Raw genomic sequence first — 18254 nt, forward strand, 5'->3', positions numbered from 1 at the left:
ACGCGTCAGGCGCCGCCGCGTCCCGCCGTCGCCGCGCGCGGGTCGAAGCCGAACGGCAGTTCCAGCCGGTGGGCGCGCATCAGGGCGTCGTCGGAGAGGAGTTCCCCGGTGGGGCCGTCGGCGGCGATCGTGCCGTCGCTGAGGATCAGGGAGCGCGGGCACAGCTCCAGGGCGTAGGGCAGGTCGTGGGTGACCATGAGGACCGTGACGTCCAGGGAGCGCAGGATGTCGGCGAGTTCGCGGCGGGAGGCCGGATCGAGGTTGGAGGAGGGCTCGTCGAGGACGAGGATCTCCGGTTCCATGGCGAGGACGGTGGCGACGGCCACCCGGCGGCGCTGGCCGAAGGAGAGGTGGTGCGGCGGGCGTTCGGCGAAGTCGGCCATGCCGACCCGTTCCAGGGCGGTACGCACGCGCGCGTCGAGTTCGGCGCCCTTCAGCCCGGCCGCCGCCGGTCCGAACGCCACGTCCTCGCGGACCGTCGGCATGAACAGCTGGTCGTCCGGGTCCTGGAAGACGATGCCGACCCGGCGCCGGATCTCCGCCATGTGCCGCTTGCCGACCGGCAGTCCGGCGACCGTCACCGTGCCCGTGCCGCCGCTCAGGATGCCGTTGAGGTGCAGCACGAGGGTGGTCTTGCCGGCGCCGTTCGGCCCGAGCAGCGCGACCCGCTCGCCGCGCGTGACGGTGAAGTCGACGCCGAACAGGGCCTGGTGCCCGTCGGGGTAGGCGAAGGCGAGGCCGGAGACCTCCAGGGAAGCAGTCACAGGGCCCATCCCAACACGCAGACGACAAGGGCGGACAAGGGCAGCGCGAGGGCGTGGGACCACTGCGCCCGGGACGCGGTCACCTCGTCGATGACCGGCATCGAACCGGCGTAGCCGCGGCTCACCATGGCCAGGTGGACGCGCTCCCCGCGCTCGTAGGAGCGGATGAACAGCGCGCCGGCGGACTTCGCGAGCACGCCCCAGTGGCGCACGCCCCGCGCCTCGAAGCCCCGCGACTCCCGCGCGATCCGCATCCGGCGCATCTCGTCGGTGATGACATCGCCGTAGCGGATCATGAAGGAGGCGATCTGGACGAGCAGTGGGGGGAGCTTCAGCCTCTGGAGCCCGAGGAGCAGTTCGCGCAGCTCCGTGGTGGCCGCGAGGAGCACGGAGGCCGCGACACCGAGGGTGCCCTTGGCGAGCACGTTCCAGGCGCCCCACAGGCCGTTCACGCTGAGCGAGAGGCCGAGGACGCCGACCCGCTCGCCCTCCGCCACGAACGGCATCAGCACCGCGAAGGCGACGAACGGCACCTCGATCAGCAGCCGGCGCAGGACGAAGGAAGCGGGCACGCGAGCGTGGTGCGCGACGCCCGCGAGGAGCACGGCGTACAGGGCGAACGCCCACATCGCCGTGCGCGGTGTCGAGACCACGACGACCACGAAGGCGAAGGCGGCGGCGAGCTTGGTGTGCGGGGGGAGCGCGTGCACGGGGGAGTGCGCGTGCCGGTAGAGCCTGTGGGTGTGCCCGGCGCCCATGTCAGAGCGCCTCGGACGGCGATTCCGCGCCCCGGCGCCTGCGTACCGCCCAGAACACCGTGCTACCGGCGACGACGGTCACGCCGACGCCGATGACGCCCGCGAGACCGCCGGAGAGACGGGCGTCGGAGACGTCCTTGACGCCGTAGTCGGCGAGCGGGGAGTCGGCGGCCGCGTGCTCCTGCGCCTTCACGTCGATGCCCTTGTCATGGGCGACCTTCTCCAGACCGTCCGGGTCGGCGGAGGCGTAGAAGCTGACGAAGCCGGCGAGGACCAGAGAGGTGGCGAGTCCCGTGATCCACAGCGCGCGCCGCGAGGTGCGCGCCGCCACGGGCGCCGTGGGCGCCGACCGCGACGGCGGCGCGTCCACCAGCACGCCGTTCACGCGCAACTTCAGCCCCTGCCGCAGCTCGCGCGCCCCGTACACCAGGTCCGGGCGCACCGCGATGACCGCACCGACCGTGAGCGCGGTGATCGCGGCCTCGCCGACGCCGATGAGGACGTGCACGCCGATCATGGCCGTGGCCACCTTGCCGATCGACACGTCGGTGGTTCCGCCGATCGCGTAGAGGAGGGTGAAGGCGACGGAGGCGGCCGGGACGGAGAGCAGGGCGGCGACGAAGGAGGCGGCGGTCACCGAACGCCGAGTGCGCGGCAGGACCTTCAGCAGACCCCGGAAGACGGCGTACGCGACGACGGTCGTCACGATCGCCATGTCGGTGATGTTGACGCCGAGCGCGGTCAGGCCGCCGTCCGCGAACAGGATGCCCTGCATCAGCAGCACCACGGAGACGCACAGGACGCCGGTGTACGGGCCGACGAGTATCGCGGCCAGCGCTCCGCCCAGGAGATGCCCGCTTGTTCCGGCCGCGACGGGGAAGTTGAGCATCTGTACGGCGAAGATGAACGCCGCCACCAGGCCGGCGAGCGGCGCGGTGCGCTCGTCGAGTTCACGGCGGGCGCCGCGCAGGCTCACTGCGAGGGCACCGGTCGCGACCACCGCGGTGACCGCGGAGGTGGGGGCGTCGATGAATCCGTCAGGTACATGCACGGTTCGATTTTAAGGTGTTGTTGCGAAGCTTTTGCAAGAGCGAGAGAGTTGTGTATCGCACACCGAGGCGGGCCGAAGCATGTGGAGGTGTACCGAGGAGTCGCATGAGATGTCACGGTCTCCACAAGCGCAATCAGGAAAATGTGCGACATTTGGATAAGAAGCGGATGCACAGCTTTCGCAAAGGTAACGGAGCGTAAAGGGCAGTCCGATGTCTGTAGTCGAGCAGTATGCGCGAGCCCACATCGTCACGGACGAGGACGCGCGGGAGGACCCGGGTGCGGTGCCCGTCGTCCTGCGCTATGACCCCGATGCCGATCCGCGATCGGTGCGGGTGGGCCTGCCCGGGACGGACGAATGGACGTTCTCGCGCGCGCTGCTGGAGCAGGGACTCAGGGCGCCGGCGGAGTGCGGTGACGTACGGGTGTGGCCGCTGGGGCGGGTGCAGGCCGTGGTGGAGTTCCACTCCGACCACGGCACGGCGGTGGTGCAGTTCGAGTCGAAGGCGCTGCTGCGCTTCCTCAGGCGCACCTACATGAGCACCCCTGTGGCCGGCTAGCGCCGCCTACAGCGACGACCCCAGCTTCAGCAGCGCCGCCACGATCGGCCCGGCCGTGTCGCCGCCGTGGCCGCCGGCCTGGACCACGCCCGCGCCCACCAGATCGCCCTTGTACGCCGTGAACCAGCCGTTCGGCTTCTTCTGCCCGTCGACCTCCGCCGAGCCCGTCTTGGCGCCGTAGTCCGGGCCGAGACCGGCCATCGCCTTGGCGGCCGTGCCGTACGCCGCCGTGTACTGCATGACCTCCTTCAGCTCGGACTGCGTCTTCGCGGACATCGTGCGCGAGGCCTTGGCGACGGTCCGGTTGTCGACCGAGGGGGAGACCAGGTACGGCTGGTGGAAGACGCCGGTCTCGACGGTGGACGCCACCGACGCCATGTTCAGCGGGTTCATCCGCACCCCGCCCTGCCCGATCAGCGAGGCGCCCATCTGCGCGCCGCTCTGCACCGGGACCGAGCCGTCGAAGGTCGGGACGCCGATGGCCCAGTTGTTCATACCGAGGCCGTAGACCTGCTGCGCCTCGGTCGTCAGGTCGCTGTTGGACAGCTTGGGCGCGAAGTTGATGAAGGCGTTGTTGCAGGACGCCCCGAAGGCCAGCTTGAACGTGCCCTTCTTGATCTCGGAGTCGTCGTCGTTGTGGAACGTCCACCCGGCCAGCTTGTAGGTCTTCGGGCAGGGGTGGGAGGCGTCCGGGGTGATGAGCCCCTTCTCGAACAGCATCGTCGAGGTGACGATCTTCATCGTGGAGCCGGGGGCCAGCGAGCCCTGGAAGGCCACGTTGAAGCCGTGGCTGGAGTTGGCCACGGCGTAGATCTCGCCGGTCGACGGACGCATCACGACGACCGAGGCGTTCTTCTGCGTGGTGACCTGCTTCTCGGCGGCCGCCTGGAGGGTCGGGCTGAGCGTCGTCCTCACCGTGCCCGGCGTGCCCTTGCTGAGCTCCAGGAGGGTCTTGTCGGACAGCTTCGCCTTCTCGGACGCCTTGCCGCGCACCACGCGCAGTTCGACGCCCGCCTTGCCGCCGGCCTTCTTGCCGAACTTCTCCCGCAGCCCGTCCAGGACCGTGCCCAGCGACGGGTACTTGGCGGTGGTGATCTCCCCGCCGTCGCGGTCCAGGGCCTTGATGGGCGGAGTACCGGACGCGCCGGTGGTGAGGGTGTCGCCGTCCGCGAGGTCCGGGTGGACGACCGCGGCGTGCCAGTCGACCACCGGCTTGCCGTCACCGGCGCGCCGCACGACGCTGAACGAGGAGTCGTACGACAGCGGCTTGCTGACGCCCTTGTACGACACCGTCGCCTTCACCGAGAACGGGACCTTGGCTCCGGTGCGCGTGCCCTCGGTGAGCGTGACGTCCTTGACGTGGGCGTCCTTGGCGTAGCCGGTGAGCAGCCTGACGCAGGCCTCGGCGTCGTCCGTGACGGCGGCGGCCTGCGGGACCTTGCCCTGCTGCCAGGACGTCAGGAAGGTCCGCGCCGTCGTCTGCACCTCGGTCGCCGACAACGGCCCGGTCTTGACGGGCTTGGCGGCCGACGCCTTCGACGCCGCGTCGGCCGCTCCGCCGCCGTACAGCGCGTAGAGGCCCAAGCCGGCGCCGCCGACCACGACGGCGATCATCCCACCGATGACGGCGGGTCTCTTCTTCCGCCGTTCGACGACGCGCCTTCTCTTGCCCACAGTTCAGTTCCTCCGCGCACTTCCCCAGGGCCCCCGCCGCCCCGTAGCCCTCACGCTCCCCAACGACTGCAACAGCCTAGAGTCCCGCCCTGTGGGAGTGACTTCAGCCACCGATCCGTAGCACACTCGCGACAATCGGACCGGCCGCGTCGATGCCGTGACCGCCGTCCTGGGTCATGGCTGCGGCCGCGACGTCGTCGCGGTAGCCGGCGAACCAGCTGTTCGACTTGGACTGCCCGTCGACCTCCGCCGAACCCGTCTTGGCGCCGATGCTGCCGTGCAGCCCGCTCATCACACCGGCCGCGGTGCCGCTGGTGGCGGTGCGGTTCATCATGGAGCGCAGCTGGCCGACCGTGTTCGCCGACAGGCCCTTCGCGGTGGCCACTTCACGGCCGTCCAGCTTCTGAGAAACGAGCACCGGCTGCCGGAAGGTTCCCGTCATCGCGGTCGCCGTCACCGATGCCATGTTCAGCGGGCTCATCTGCACCTGGCCCTGGCCGATGAGGTTGGCCGCGGTGTCCGGGCCGCCGGAGGCGGGGACACGGCCGTCGAAGCTCGGAATGCCGACCTTCCAGTCGTTGCGCCCGAGCCCGAAGCGGTCCTCGGCCTCCTTGGTGAGCGAGTCGACCTGGACGGAGTCCGCGTACTTCACGAACGCCGTGTTGCAGGACCGCGCGAAGCTGTCCGAGAGGGTGGCCTTCAGGTCCGGCTGAAGTCCCTTGAGGTTGCTGAAGGTCTGGCTCTGCCAGGTCGCGGTCGGCGGGCAGGGCGCCGGGCCGTTCATCGTGGTGATCCCGGTGTCGATAAGGGTGGCCGCGCTGATGATCTTCATGGTGGAGCCGGGCGCCAGCTCGCCGAGGAAGGCCGCGTTGAAGCCGTCCTCACGGTGGTTGGCGACCGCGAGCACCTCGCCGGTGCTGGGCTTGACGGCCACCACCGACGACTCGGCGTACTTCGTCACCGCGGTCTCGGCGGCGGCCTGCACGCGCGCGTCGAGCGTCGTGCGCAGCCTGCCCGCCCTGCCCGCCGCGAGGGTCAGCAGCGTGGTGTCGGCGGACTCCTGGGACGCGTGCTGGATCACCAGTTCCACGCCCGGGGTGCCGCCCGCCTTGTCGCCGTAGCGGCTGCGCAGCTCGTCCAGGATCGGGCCCAGGGACGGGTACTTGTCCTTGCTGAGGACCGTGCCGTTGCGGTCGACGGCCTCGATCGGCGGGCTCGCCGCCTCGCCGGTGGCCAGCGTGTCGCCGCGTCTGAGCTGCGGATGGACCACGGACGGCTGCCAGTCGACGAGCGCGCGGTGCGTGGTCTCGCCGCGCACGACCCGCAGCGTGCTCCGGTAGGTGAGCGGCTTCGACTTCCCGTCGTAGGACACCGTCCCCTTCACGCTGAATGGGACGGTGGCTCCGGTCACCTTGCCGGGCGTGATGCGCACGTCCTTGATGTGCGCGGTGGCGCTGAAGGAGGTGAGCACCGGTTCGGCGTCGGCGGAGTCGTTCGTGTACGACGCCGCGGTCACCGACTGGCCCTTCTCCCAGGCCGCGAAGAACTTGCCCGTGGTGTCCCTGATCTCGTCCGCGGTGGGCGGTCCGGTCCGTGCGGCCGGTGTGCCGCCGCCGTCGCCCCGCACCGCCGACAGCACGTTGTAGGCGCCGTATGCGGCTCCGCCCACCATCACGGTGCAGACGCTGCCGACTATGGCCGCCTTGACCCCCTTGCGCATGGTGCGAATCCCCTCCCCGTGAGCTTTTGCCGCATTTTGTGAACGCGTTCAAAAGCTGGCTGTGGTGCGCACTCTAGGCGGACGTGAGGGCCCTGTGTCAGATGTTGACTAATTGTTGTCTGAACGGAAATCAGGGATGTGGCTCATACCCAGGTATCGAGCCACATACGTGAACGCCAGGAGTCGATGGGAATCGCCGTGCCCGTGTGCAGCGGCCAGAAATAGATGAAGGTACCGCGTCGCGGTCGGCAAGGCACCTGAACAGGCACTTCACGCCGACTGGGCGCACGATCTCCACTCTGGGCCGTGTGTGGGCCGTGACTGTCGGCGGGGGCCGGGTGAGAGGGCGTGCCCTGCGTCGCATGCCGGTGAAGGCGGGGCACGTTCACCGCTCATCTAATCGGCTTGATCATTGCGCAGTTGGTCGGGCTAGGATCCGACGGCGCTTCCAGGGGTGGGGGCTCAGTCGCATGCTGGGGAGAGGCGAACGTGGAACGAAGACAGACTCTGATCGCGGGCTGGGTGGTTGTGGTGTCGCTGTCCGCGATCATGACGGGTTTGACCCACTGGTCGTCCAGGCCGGCCAAGAGCGCGCTGTCGTTCGCATATCAGCGCGAGGGGGGCGACAACTTCATCAGCCAGACATTGGCCATAAGGAACACGAACAAGGAGTCGGTCGTCCCCGTACTGGCGTTCACCGCGCTCGACCAGAACGGTGCCCCCCTGCCGAGGGTGCATGTCCGAACCGTCTACGGCAGCGACAGCGGCCGTCTGGTGGTTCCGTACGGGTCGGGTCTCGACATCCTGCGTTTCTCGGGGGCCGGTGAACACCAGGTCTATGACGTTCGCGTCACCGTCAAGCGTCTCGTCGCCGCCAAGAGCCGGGCCAGCGCGCACCCTGTGACCGTTCAGGAGCTGGACAGCGCTGGACGCACGGTGAGCAGGTTCAGACGCTTCACCACTGTGCGCGTGACGAATATCAACCCTTATCCGGTGACGACACGTGTGGCCTACCTCGTCTACGACCAGCCGGCGGAGGGCCAGACGCAGCAGGCGGTGTCCGTCACTCCCATCGGAGGGCTGGTCCTCGTCCCGGGTGGCGGCAGCGCGGTCGTCAAGGTCACCGGTGCCGCCGCCACTGCCGTGGCCAGGTATTCCGGCGGTCCGGCCGTGAGCGTCAAGGCGTACGACTCCCAGTGATCAGTGGCGGCGGGTCACTCCCGCCGCCACTCGGATCACTTACAGATACAGCTCATCCACAGACTGCGTGGAGCTGGCCCGCTGCAAATCAGCTCGCGTTCAGAGCCGGGCCGTCCTTGGGCCGTCCTCGGGCCGTCCGAGGGTGGCCCAGGACAACTGCCAACGACCAACAACGACCACGAGGGCGCGGCAGAGTGCCGCGCCCTCGTGACGTTTCTGCCCAGCTAGACCCACGTGTCCAGCCACATCCGGGAGCGCCAGGAGTCGATGGGGATCGCCGTGCCCGTGTACAGCGGCCAGAAATAGATGAAGTTCCAGACGATCAGCAGGACGAGTACGCCGGCGCCGGACGCGCCGACCAGCCGGCGGGTGTCGCTGGAGCCCGGCGGGCCGATGATCGCGCCGATCATCATCGCCACCGCCAGGCACAGGAACGGCACGAAGACGACGGCGTAGAAGAGGAAGATCGTGCGCTCCTGGTACATGAACCAGGGCAGGTAACCGGCCGCGATGCCACAGGCGATGGCACCGGCCCGCCAGTCACGGCGGAACGCCCACCGCCACAGGATGTACAGGATCGCGAAGCAGGCCGCCCACCACAGCAGCGGCGTGCCGATCGCCAGCACCTCGCGCGCGCACTTCTGTCCGGCGTCCGACGGGCAGCCGTCCGCGCCGGGGGAGGGCGACTCGTAGAAGTACGACACCGGGCGGCCCAGCACCAGCCAGGACCACGGGTTGGACATGTAGGTGTGCGGCGACGACAGGCCGACGTGGAAGAGGTACACCTCGTGCTCGTAGTGCCACAGGCTGCGCAGCCAGTCCGGCAGGAACGTCCAGTCGCCGCCCTTGCCGTCGGTGGCCGCCCAGTTGCGGAAGTAGCCGCCGCTGCCGTCGGTCGGGGACAGGATCCAGCCGATCCAGGACGTCAGGTAGACGGCGATAGCCACCGGGACCGTCGCCAGGAACGTGATCCCCGTGTCGTACTTCAGGACCGCCTTGTACGGGTGCCGGGCACCGGCCACCTTGCGGGCGCCGACGTCCCACAACACCGCCATCAGGCCGAACGCGACCATGATGTAGAGGCCGTTCCACTTGGTGCCGATCGCGAGGCCCAGCAGCACACCCGCCGCCCAGCGCCAGGGACGCCAGCCGAAGCGGAAAGCGTCGGCCACGCGCGCGTCGGGGCGGATCCGGCCGTCCGCGTCGGGCGGCAGCGCGGCCGCGAGTCTCTGCCGTGACCTGTCCCGGTCGATGACCAGGCAGCCGAACGCCGCCAGTACGAAGAACATCAGCACGCCGTCGAGCAGCGAGGTGCGGCTCATCACGAAGTGCAGCCCGTCCACCGCCATCAGGCCGCCCGCCAGGCAGCCCAGGAAGGTGGAACGGAACATCCGGCGCCCGATCCGGCACAGCAGCAGCACGCTCAGCGTGCCCAGCAGCGCCGTCATGAAGCGCCAGCCGAACGGGTCGAAGCCGAAGATCAGCTCCCCGAGCCCGATGACGTACTTGCCGACCGGCGGGTGCACGACGTACGCCGCGTCCGCCGGGACCGTGACATGGCCGTTCGCCTGCAGGATCAGATCGTTGGCGTTCTTGTCCCAGTTGACCTCGAAACCGCGGTGGACGAGCGCCCACGCGTCCTTCGCGTAGTACGTCTCGTCGAATATCACCGCCTTCGGGCTGCCCAGGTTCCAGAACCGCAGCAGGCCCGCCATCAGCGTCACCAGGAGCGGGCCGCCCCAGGCCGACCACCGCGTGATCCGCTCGGCGAGCACCGGGGGCACGCCCAGGCCGAGCCACAGCCGGGAGCTGGGCTCGGCGTACGGCGGGACCAGGCGGTCGACGACATCGGCGCTCGCGCCGGCGCCCGCGGCGCTTCTGCCGCCGGTGGTGTGCGCCGTGGGCGCCGGGCTCGCCGTGTAGCCGAATCGGCGCAGCCGCTGCTGCCACGTCGACCGCTCGTCGAGCGCTGCCTGGCCCTGCCGGGTGTCCGTGGAGGACGCGGTACTGGTCACCGCGCCATCGTAGGGAACCGTTCTGTGTGAGTCCCGTGCAATGGGGCTTAGAGGTGGGTTCCTTTGCGATCGGCGGCCGAGGTTGCCGGGGACGGTGCTGTCGGTGGCGGCTGCGAGGATGGAGGCGTGACTGGAACCCTTGTCCTCGCAGGCACCCCCATCGGCGACGTCGCGGACGCGCCGCCCCGGCTCGCGGCCGAACTGACCGGCGCCGACGTGATCGCGGCCGAGGACACCCGGCGGCTGCGGTGGCTCACGCAGGCGCTGGGCGTGACACCCAAGGGACGCGTGGTGTCGTACTTCGAGGGCAACGAGGCCGCCCGCACGCCCGAGCTGGTCGAGGAGCTTGTCGGCGGCGCGCGCGTGCTGCTCGTCACCGACGCCGGGATGCCCTCCGTCTCCGACCCCGGCTACCGGCTGGTCGCGGCTGCTGTGGAGAAGGAGATCCGCGTCACCGCGGTCCCGGGGCCGTCCGCCGTGCTCACCGCGCTCGCGCTGTCCGGGCTGCCCGTCGACCGGTTCTGCTTCGAGGGCTTCCTGCCGCGCAAGGCGGGCGAACGCCGCTCCCGGCTCCAGGAGGTCGCCGAGGAGCGCCGCACCCTCGTCTACTTCGAGGCACCGCACCGCCTCGACGACACCCTCGCCGCCATGGCCGAGGTCTTCGGCGCCGAGCGGCGGGCCGCCGTCTGCCGCGAGCTGACCAAGACGTACGAGGAGGTACGGCGCGGTCCGCTGGCCGAGCTCGCGGTGTGGGCCGCCGACGGGGTGCGCGGCGAGATCACCGTCGTCGTCGAGGGCGCTCCCGAGCGCGGGCCCGAGGAACTCGACGCGGCGGAACTCGTCCGGCGGGTGCGGGTGCGCGAGGAGGCCGGCGAGCGCCGCAAGGAGGCGATCGCGGCGGTGGCGGTCGAGGCGGGGATCCCGAAGCGGATCGTGTTCGACGCCGTGGTGGCGGCGAAGCGCGCCGACGGGTGAGGGCGTTTTCGGCGCCGTAGTCGTGGTTGCTCCTGTGTAGGGGAGCGCGGGTCGCCGGGGGCTGGTCGGGCAGTTCCCCGCGCCCCTGACGGGGCGCCCCGGGACCCGGAGTCGGCGAGGGGGCGCCCCTTGATCCTCGAGCGCGTCGCTCTTCCTCCGCGCATGCGCCTCTGACCTGCGGTGATGCGTCCTCTGAGCGGGGCGCTTCTCCTCTGAGCGCGCGCCCCACGGGACGGTAAAGCAAGGGCGGGAAACGCAAAGCCCAGCCCTACGCGACAAGGCCGATTTGGCAAGCAGACTCCAAATCGCATCCAACACTCGACAGGCCCGTCGCATTCGCGCCGGTGAAGGCGTCCACTGGTCAGCAGGGACGTACCCGTCCCTCACCTTCATGGGATTCCGGGGGGAATCCCAGCGGTCGGAGGTGCTTGTCCAGCGGACAAGAGGAGCTGGCATGAGTGAGATCGCAGGGCAGACCGGCCTCCGCGGTGCGGCCACAGCCGTCGTTCACGAGTCGTATTCCTTCGCCTGCATGCGATGCGGGCACGGCTGGGAGCAGTCGTACGAGATAGAGCACCACACGGACGCGGAGAACCACGAGTTCGTCATGTATGTGGCGAACGGCCAGGTCGTCCCGTCCCCGCTGAGCCGGCCCTCGTGCCAGAACTGCGATGGACACGTCCTGCGGATCATGCGCGCGGGCCAGGTCTCGTCGGTGCACAGTGCGGCCCAGCAGTCGTCCCGGCGACCGGTGCAGGGCGGCCTGGCCGAGGTGGCCGAGGAGACCGAGACCGGACCCGCGGCGGCGACGGAGGCCCCCGCGCAGGTCAAGGCGTCCCACCACTGGCACCTGTCCGATCTCCTGCATCCATTCCAGCGCAAGGCGAGCTGAGCCGGGCGCGGGTCCGGCGGGGCGTGCCCCTTTCGTAGGATCGGGGCATGCCTTCGAACGCCTCCGCGAACGCCACAGCCGCGGCCGACAAGAACGCGGCACCGCCGCTCCCGGAACCCCTCCGGGTACCGGTCGCCGACTCCCACACCCACCTCGACATGCAGTCCGGCACGGTCGAGGAAGGTCTCGCGAAGGCCGCCTCGGTGGGCGTGGCGACGGTGGTCCAGGTCGGCTGCGACCTCAAGGGCTCCCGGTGGGCGGCCGAGACGGCGGCCGCGCACACGAACGTCCACGCGACGGTCGCCCTGCACCCGAACGAGGCCCCGCGCATCGTCCACGGCGACCCCGACGGCTGGTCCCGGCAGGGCGCCCGCACGGCCGGCGGGGACGCGGCCCTGGACGAGGCGCTCGCCGAGATCGACCGGCTGGCCGCGCTGCCCCAGGTGAAGGGGGTCGGCGAGACCGGCCTCGACCACTTCCGCACCGGGCCCGACGGCAAGGCCGCCCAGGAGCGCTCCTTCCGCGCCCACATCGAGATCGCCAAGCGGCACGGCAAGGCCCTCGTCATCCACGACCGCGACGCCCACGCGGACGTGCTGCGCGTCCTCAAGGAGGAGGGCGCCCCCGAGCGGACGGTGTTCCACTGCTACTCCGGGGACGCCGCGATGGCCGAGGTGTGCGCCCGCGAGGGCTACTTCATGTCCTTCGCCGGCAATGTCACCTTCAAGAACGCCCAGAACCTCCGGGACGCGCTCGCCGTCGCTCCGCTGGAACTGGTCCTGGTGGAGACCGACGCGCCCTTCCTGACCCCGGCGCCGTACCGCGGACGGCCCAACGCCCCGTATCTCATTCCGGTCACGGTGCGTGCGATGGCCGCCGTACGGGGCATCGACGAGGACGCGCTGGCGACGGCCCTGGGCGCGAACACGGCCCGCGCCTTCGACTACTGAGGGTGCATCGATCATAACTGACGTATAACGCTCACGCGGGCACAGCTTGGGCCCGGTCGCGACCGTGCGTAGTCGTGCCGCTTTGGAGAGTGACCAACGCTCCGCTAGGTTCTGGGGGCCCGATCCGGACCCCTCTGGCCTTCTGGAGCGTGTCGGCGTGAGCACATCGCAGTACGAGACCTTTGAGGCGTACGACCCCTACGGTGCGCCCGGGGCGCACGGCGGGGGCGGCGCGCACGGGGCGCAAGGCGCGTACGCAGAGCACGGCGTGTACGACGCGCCCGTGGTGCCCGGCGTGCACGACGCCGTGACGCAGGGATACGGCGTGGCCGCCTACGGGGGTGACACGTACCGGCCGGCGTACGAGATCTCGGCCGAGGTGGGAGCGCGGGCCGCCGCGGCAGGGCAGGCGCAGGCGTATGCGAGCGAGCCGGGTGAGCCCGGTGAGCCGGCGCTTCCGCGTCAGGGCGGGCGCGTGCCGCAGAGCGGGGCGCCCGAGCCGGGAGTGCGCGCCGGGGCGGGCCGACGTGCCGCGCGCCGGCGGAAGGCGCGGTACATCCAGCGCCCGGATTCCGCCGTGCGCCGCCTGCTGCCGCAGGCGCTGGTCGTCGCCTTCCTCGCCGGCGGCACCACCGCGTTCCTCGCCAAGGACAAGGCGATCGAGTTGACAGTCGACGGCCGGCCGCGCGTCCTGCACACGTTCGCGGACGACGTGACCGAACTGCTCGCCGACGAAGGCGTACGAGTGGGGGCGCACGACGTGGTGGCGCCCGCCCGCGGCGCGGAGCTGGCCAGCGGGGACGAGGTCGCGGTGCGCTACGGGCGCCCCGTGCGGCTCACGCTGGACGGTCAGCGCCGCGAGGTGTGGACGACGGCGCGCACCGTCGACGGGGCGCTCACCCAGATGGGGGTGCGGGCCGAGGGCGCGTACCTGTCGGCCTCGCGCTCCCAGAACATCGGCCGCGCCGGGCTCGCGCTCGACGTACGCACCGAGCGCACAGTCACGATCCTCGCGGACGGCAGAACCCGCACCATCCGCACCAACGCCGCGACCGTCCGCGAGGCCGTCGAGGAGGCCGGGGTCACCCTCCACGGCCAGGACACCACCTCCGTACCGCAGGCCGGCTTCCCGCGCGACGGGCAGACGGTGACCGTGCTGCGCGTCACGGAGGGCAAGGAAGTGCACGAGGAGGCCATCCCGTTCGAGGTGCGCCGGACGCCGGACCCCACGGAGTTCAACGGCACCGAGGTGATCGAGCGGACCGGGCGGCCCGGGCTGCGCCGGGTCACCTACTACCTGCGGACCGTCAACGGGGTCCGGCAGAAGCCGCGCCGCGAGCGGTCCGTGATGGTCCGCGAGCCCCGCGCGCAGCTCGTGAAGGTCGGCACCAAGCCGCACCCGGACTCCGTGAAGGGCGCCGACGGCCTGAACTGGCACGGTCTCGCCGCCTGTGAGTCCGGCGGCCGCCCCGCCGCGGTGGACCCCTCCGGGACGTACGGCGGGCTGTACCAGTTCGACACTCACACCTGGCACAGCCTCGGCGGCAGCGGGCGCCCGCAGGACGCGTCGGCCGAGGAGCAGACGTTCCGTGCGAAGAAGCTCTACACGAAACGCGGCTCCACGCCCTGGCCGCACTGCGGGGCACGGCTGCACGGGTGACCGGCGGGCGGGATCCCGGCGGCCCGTACCCTAGTCCCGTGAGCAGCCCCCTCCCCGACGCCCTCCTCGGTCCGGCCGACATCCGTGAACTCGCGGCCGCGCTCGGTGTACGCCCCACCAAGCAGCGCGGCCAGAACTTCGTGATCGACGCCAACACGGTCCGCCGCATCGTCCGCACCGCGGAGGTCCGTCCGGACGACGTCGTCGTCGAGGTCGGCCCGGGACTCGGGTCCCTCACCCTCGCGCTGCTGGAGGCCGCCGACCGAGTGACCGCCGTGGAGATCGACGACGTCCTGGCGGGCGCCCTCCCCGCGACGATCACGGCGCGCATGCCGGCGCGCGCGGACCGGTTCGCGCTGGTCCACTCCGACGCGATGCACGTCACCGAACTGCCTGGGCCCCCGCCCACCGCGCTCGTCGCGAACCTCCCCTACAACGTCGCCGTCCCCGTCCTCCTCCACATGCTCGACATCTTCCCGAGCATCGAGCGGACGCTGGTGATGGTGCAGGCCGAGGTCGCCGACCGGCTCGCCGCCGCACCCGGCTCGAAGGTGTACGGCGTGCCGTCCGTCAAGGCCAACTGGTACGCCGAGGTGAAGCGCGCCGGATCCATCGGCCGCAACGTCTTCTGGCCCGCCCCGAACGTGGACAGCGGGCTCGTCTCCCTGGTCCGGCGCGCGGAGCCGCTGAAGACGACGGCGTCCAGGCGTGAGGTCTTCGCGGTCGTCGACGCGGCGTTCGCACAGCGGCGCAAGACCCTGCGGGCGGCGCTCGCCGGCTGGGCCGGATCCGCGGCGGCCGCCGAGGCGGCCCTCGTCGCCGCCGGGGTCTCGCCGCAGGCGCGCGGGGAGTCGCTGACGGTGGAGGAGTTCGCGCGGATCGCCGAGGCCGCGTCCCCGCAGGGGACACAGCATCAGACGGCCGCCGCGCCGCGGTCCGCGGCCCCGACAGAGGAGTCCGGCAAGTGAGCGTCACGGTACGCGTTCCCGCCAAGGTCAATGTCCAGCTCGCGGTGGGCGCCGCCCGCCCCGACGGCTTCCACGACCTGGCCAACGTCTTCCTCGCCGTCGGCCTCTACGACGAGGTCACGGTCACGCCGGCCGACGAGCTGAGCGTCACCTGCGAGGGCACGGACGCCGACCAGGTGCCGCTGGACCGCACCAACCTCGCCGCGCGCGCCGCGCTCGCGCTCGCCGAGCGCCGGGGCATCGACCCGGCCGTGCACCTCCACATCGCCAAGGACATCCCGGTCGCCGGTGGCATGGCCGGGGGGAGCGCGGACGGGGCGGGCGCGCTGCTCGCCTGCAACGAGCTCTGGCGCGCGGGCGCCTCGCGCGCCGAACTCCTCGCCATCTGCGCCGATCTCGGCAGTGACGTGCCCTTCAGCCTCGTCGGCGGCGCCGCCCTCGGCACCGGGCGCGGCGAACGGCTCACCGCCCTGGAGGTCGGCGGCACCTTCCACTGGGTGTTCGCGATGGCCGATCGCGGGCTGTCCACCCCGGCCGTCTTCCGTGAGTTCGACCGGCTCGCCGAGGGCCTCGACATTCCCGAGCCCGTCGCCTCCCGCGATCTCCTCGACGCGCTCGCCAAGGGCGACCCGGACGCGCTCGCCGCCGCCGTCTCCAACGACCTCCAGCCCGCCGCGCTCTCCCTCTTCCCGGAGCTCGCGCAGACGCTCGACGCGGGGCGCACGGCCGGTGCCCTCACCGCGCTGGTCTCCGGCTCCGGGCCCACGACGGCGTTCCTGGTCCGCGACACCGCGTCGGCGCAGAAGGTGTCCGAGGCGCTCCTCGCCTCCGGCACCTGCCGCGCGGTGCGCACGGCGACAGCGCCCGCGCCGGGCGCGCGGGTGATCACCACGGCGCACGACATCGGCGCGCGCACCGGCGTGTGACGCCGGAGTACGAGCCGGGCGCGTACGAGCTCCTCGACGAGGTACGCGCTCGGGCGGGCGGAAAACAGCTCGCGGCGGGACGGCCTCCCGGCGCGCATTACGCTGGGAGGCTGACCGTCCCCCTGCGCAGGAGTGAAATGGCCGTCAACCTGGTCAATGTCGAGAACGTCAGCAAGGTCTACGGCACCCGTGCCCTGCTGGACGGCGTCTCGCTCGGCGTGTCGGAGGGCGACCGCATCGGCGTGGTGGGCCGCAACGGCGACGGCAAGACCACCCTCATCCGGATGCTCGCCAAGCTGGAGGAGGCCGACACCGGGCGTGTCACGCACTCCGGCGGACTGCGCATCGGCGTCCTCACCCAGCACGACTCCCTCGACCCGGCGGCCACCGTCCGGCACGAGGTCATCGGCGACATGGCCGACCACGAGTGGGCAGGCAACGCCAAGGTCCGGGACGTCCTCACCGGCCTCTTCGGCGGCCTGGACCTGCCCGGGTTCCCCAAGGGCCTGGACACCGTCATCGGGCCGCTGTCCGGCGGCGAACGGCGCCGGATCGCGCTCGCCAAGCTGCTCATCGAGGAGCAGGACCTGCTCGTCCTCGACGAGCCCACCAACCACCTCGACGTCGAGGGCATCGCCTGGCTGGCCAAGCACCTGCGGGAGCGCCGCTCGGCGCTGGTCTGCGTCACCCACGACCGCTGGTTCCTCGACCAGGTCTGCACCCGCATGTGGGACGTGCAGCGCGGCGCCGTCTACGAGTACGAGGGCGGCTACTCCGACTACGTCTTCGCCCGTGCGGAACGCGAGCGGATCGCGGCCACCGAGGAGACCAAGCGGCAGAACCTCGTCCGCAAGGAGCTGGCCTGGCTGCGCCGGGGTGCCCCCGCCCGTACCTCCAAGCCCCGCTTCCGGGTCGAGGCCGCCAACGAGCTGATCGCCGATGTGCCGCCGCCGCGCGACAGCTCCGAGCTGATGAAGTTCGCCTCCTCCCGGCTCGGCAAGACCGTGTTCGACCTGGAGGACGTGACCGTCCAGGCCGGGCCCAAGGTGCTGCTCAAGCACGTCACCTGGCAGCTCGGGCCCGGCGACCGCATCGGCCTGGTCGGCGTGAACGGCGCCGGCAAGACCTCGCTGCTGCGCGCCATGGCCGAGGCCGCGCGTACCGAGGGCGAGGAGCAGCCGTCGGCCGGCCGGATCGCCGTCGGCCGGACCGTCAAGCTCGCCTACCTCTCCCAGGAGGTCGCCGAGCTCGACCCGAGCACGCGGGTCCTGGAGGCCGTACAGCAGGTGCGCGAGCGCGTCGATCTCGGCAAGGGGCGCGAGATGACCGCCGGGCAGCTGTGCGAGACGTTCGGCTTCAACAAGGAGAAGCAGTGGACGCCGGTCGGCGACCTCTCCGGCGGTGAGCGTCGCCGCCTCCAACTGCTGCGCCTGCTCATGGACGAGCCGAACGTCCTCTTCCTCGACGAGCCGACCAACGACCTCGACATCGAGACCCTCACCCAGCTGGAGGACGTTCTCGACGGCTGGCCCGGCTCGATGATCGTCATCTCCCACGACCGGTTCTTCGTCGAGCGGACCACCGACCGCGTCTTCGCCCTCCTCGGCGACGCCACCCTGCGGATGCTGCCGCGCGGCATCGACGAGTACCTGGAGCGGCGGCAGCGCATGGAGGAGGCGACCGCCGCCACGGTCGTGGCCCCCAAGGCCCCCACGGCCGAGCGGAGCGCCGCCGACCAGCGTGCCGCCAAGAAGGAGCTCCAGAAGATCGAACGTCAGCTGGACCGCGTCTCCGAGAAGGAGACCAAGCTGCACGACCAGATCGCCGCGAACGCCACGGACTTCGCCAAGGTCGCCGAACTCGACGCTCAGCTGCGCGACTTGGCCGGGGAGCGCGAGGAACTGGAAATGCGCTGGCTGGAGCTGGCGGAGGACGCGTAGCACGGCGTGCGCGCGGTGCCGGGCGGCGCGGCAACTCGGCGTGCGCGCGGTGCCCGCGGCGCGCAACTCGGGGTGCGCGCGGTCCCGGGTGGCGCGTAGTTCGGCGTGCGCGCCGTGCTGGTGGGCGCGCAACTCCGCGTGCGCGCCGTTCCGGTGGGCGCGCGACCCGTGGTGGCGCGCGCCCACCCCCACCCACCGGCGT

General features: G+C 71.2%; 15 protein-coding genes. 9 read left to right on the forward strand and 6 right to left on the reverse strand.

All coding sequences use genetic code 11. From position 1 onward, the window contains the following. Positions 1–5: 5 nt before the first annotated feature. The 3 genes from ABZ642_RS31220 to ABZ642_RS31230 are packed head-to-tail and all read right to left on the reverse strand — an operon-like array spanning position 6 to position 2573. Positions 6–773, reverse strand: a complete 768-nt coding sequence (locus tag ABZ642_RS31220; protein ID WP_360489886.1) for an ABC transporter ATP-binding protein — start codon at positions 771–773, stop codon at positions 6–8. Next, entirely contained in the window at positions 761–1522 is a 762-nt protein-coding gene (gene cbiQ / locus ABZ642_RS31225; RefSeq protein WP_360489888.1) for a cobalt ECF transporter T component CbiQ, read from the reverse strand. The genes ABZ642_RS31220 and cbiQ overlap by 13 nt, the downstream gene beginning before the upstream one ends. A gap of 1 nt (position 1523) precedes the next feature. After that, positions 1524–2573, reverse strand: coding sequence for an energy-coupling factor ABC transporter permease (locus ABZ642_RS31230; RefSeq protein WP_360489890.1), 1050 nt, complete (start codon positions 2571–2573; stop codon positions 1524–1526). Between the two features lie 211 nt (positions 2574–2784). On the opposite strand from ABZ642_RS31230, the gene ABZ642_RS31235 reads away from it, so the two are divergent. Further along, on the forward strand, positions 2785–3132 hold the full coding sequence (locus ABZ642_RS31235) for an SsgA family sporulation/cell division regulator (protein ID WP_360489892.1): 348 nt from the start codon (positions 2785–2787) through the stop codon (positions 3130–3132). Between the two features lie 6 nt (positions 3133–3138). Here the strand turns inward: ABZ642_RS31235 and ABZ642_RS31240 are convergent, their stop codons facing one another. Both ABZ642_RS31240 and ABZ642_RS31245 read right to left on the reverse strand, forming a co-directional pair. After that, on the reverse strand, positions 3139–4806 hold the full coding sequence (locus ABZ642_RS31240; protein ID WP_360489894.1) for a penicillin-binding transpeptidase domain-containing protein: 1668 nt from the start codon (positions 4804–4806) through the stop codon (positions 3139–3141). A 103-nt stretch (positions 4807–4909) separates the two neighbouring features. Beyond that, a complete protein-coding gene (locus ABZ642_RS31245) occupies positions 4910–6526 on the reverse strand; it encodes a penicillin-binding transpeptidase domain-containing protein (RefSeq protein ID WP_360489896.1) in 1617 nt (538 codons plus the stop codon). Positions 6527–7057: 531 nt separating this feature from the next. Here ABZ642_RS31245 and ABZ642_RS31250 point away from each other — a divergent pair. Next, positions 7058–7726: a hypothetical protein gene (locus ABZ642_RS31250; protein WP_360489898.1), complete on the forward strand. Its 669-nt coding sequence runs from the start codon at positions 7058–7060 to the stop codon at positions 7724–7726. Between the two features lie 224 nt (positions 7727–7950). On the opposite strand, the gene ABZ642_RS31255 is transcribed toward ABZ642_RS31250, so the two are convergent. Then, entirely contained in the window at positions 7951–9741 is a 1791-nt protein-coding gene (locus ABZ642_RS31255) for a phospholipid carrier-dependent glycosyltransferase (protein ID WP_360489900.1), read from the reverse strand. A gap of 126 nt (positions 9742–9867) precedes the next feature. Between ABZ642_RS31255 and rsmI the strand changes: the two genes are divergently transcribed. The 7 genes from rsmI (at position 9868) to ABZ642_RS31290 (ending at position 18052) form a co-directional block, all read left to right on the forward strand. Continuing rightward, positions 9868–10716, forward strand: a complete 849-nt coding sequence (gene rsmI, locus ABZ642_RS31260; RefSeq protein WP_360489902.1) for a 16S rRNA (cytidine(1402)-2'-O)-methyltransferase — start codon at positions 9868–9870, stop codon at positions 10714–10716. 454 nt (positions 10717–11170) lie between these two features. Beyond that, a complete protein-coding gene (locus ABZ642_RS31265) occupies positions 11171–11608 on the forward strand; it encodes a hypothetical protein (RefSeq protein ID WP_360489904.1) in 438 nt (145 codons plus the stop codon). 47 nt (positions 11609–11655) lie between these two features. Next, entirely contained in the window at positions 11656–12558 is a 903-nt protein-coding gene (locus ABZ642_RS31270) for a TatD family hydrolase (protein ID WP_360489906.1), read from the forward strand. A gap of 157 nt (positions 12559–12715) precedes the next feature. Then, positions 12716–14218: a ubiquitin-like domain-containing protein gene (locus ABZ642_RS31275; protein WP_360489908.1), complete on the forward strand. Its 1503-nt coding sequence runs from the start codon at positions 12716–12718 to the stop codon at positions 14216–14218. A 38-nt stretch (positions 14219–14256) separates the two neighbouring features. Continuing rightward, positions 14257–15186: a 16S rRNA (adenine(1518)-N(6)/adenine(1519)-N(6))-dimethyltransferase RsmA gene (gene rsmA, locus ABZ642_RS31280; protein WP_360489910.1), complete on the forward strand. Its 930-nt coding sequence runs from the start codon at positions 14257–14259 to the stop codon at positions 15184–15186. Beyond that, positions 15183–16112 (forward strand): 4-(cytidine 5'-diphospho)-2-C-methyl-D-erythritol kinase, encoded by a 930-nt coding sequence (locus ABZ642_RS31285; protein ID WP_360489912.1) that lies wholly within the window; start codon positions 15183–15185, stop codon positions 16110–16112. The genes rsmA and ABZ642_RS31285 overlap by 4 nt, the downstream gene beginning before the upstream one ends. 137 nt (positions 16113–16249) lie before the next feature. Continuing rightward, positions 16250–18052 carry an ABC-F family ATP-binding cassette domain-containing protein gene (locus tag ABZ642_RS31290; protein ID WP_360489914.1) on the forward strand — a complete coding sequence of 601 codons (1803 nt, stop codon included), beginning with the start codon at positions 16250–16252 and terminating at the stop codon, positions 18050–18052. Positions 18053–18254: the final 202 nt, after the last annotated feature.

The organism is Streptomyces sp. NPDC007157, assembly GCF_040634235.1.
GTDB lineage: Bacteria > Actinomycetota > Actinomycetes > Streptomycetales > Streptomycetaceae > Streptomyces.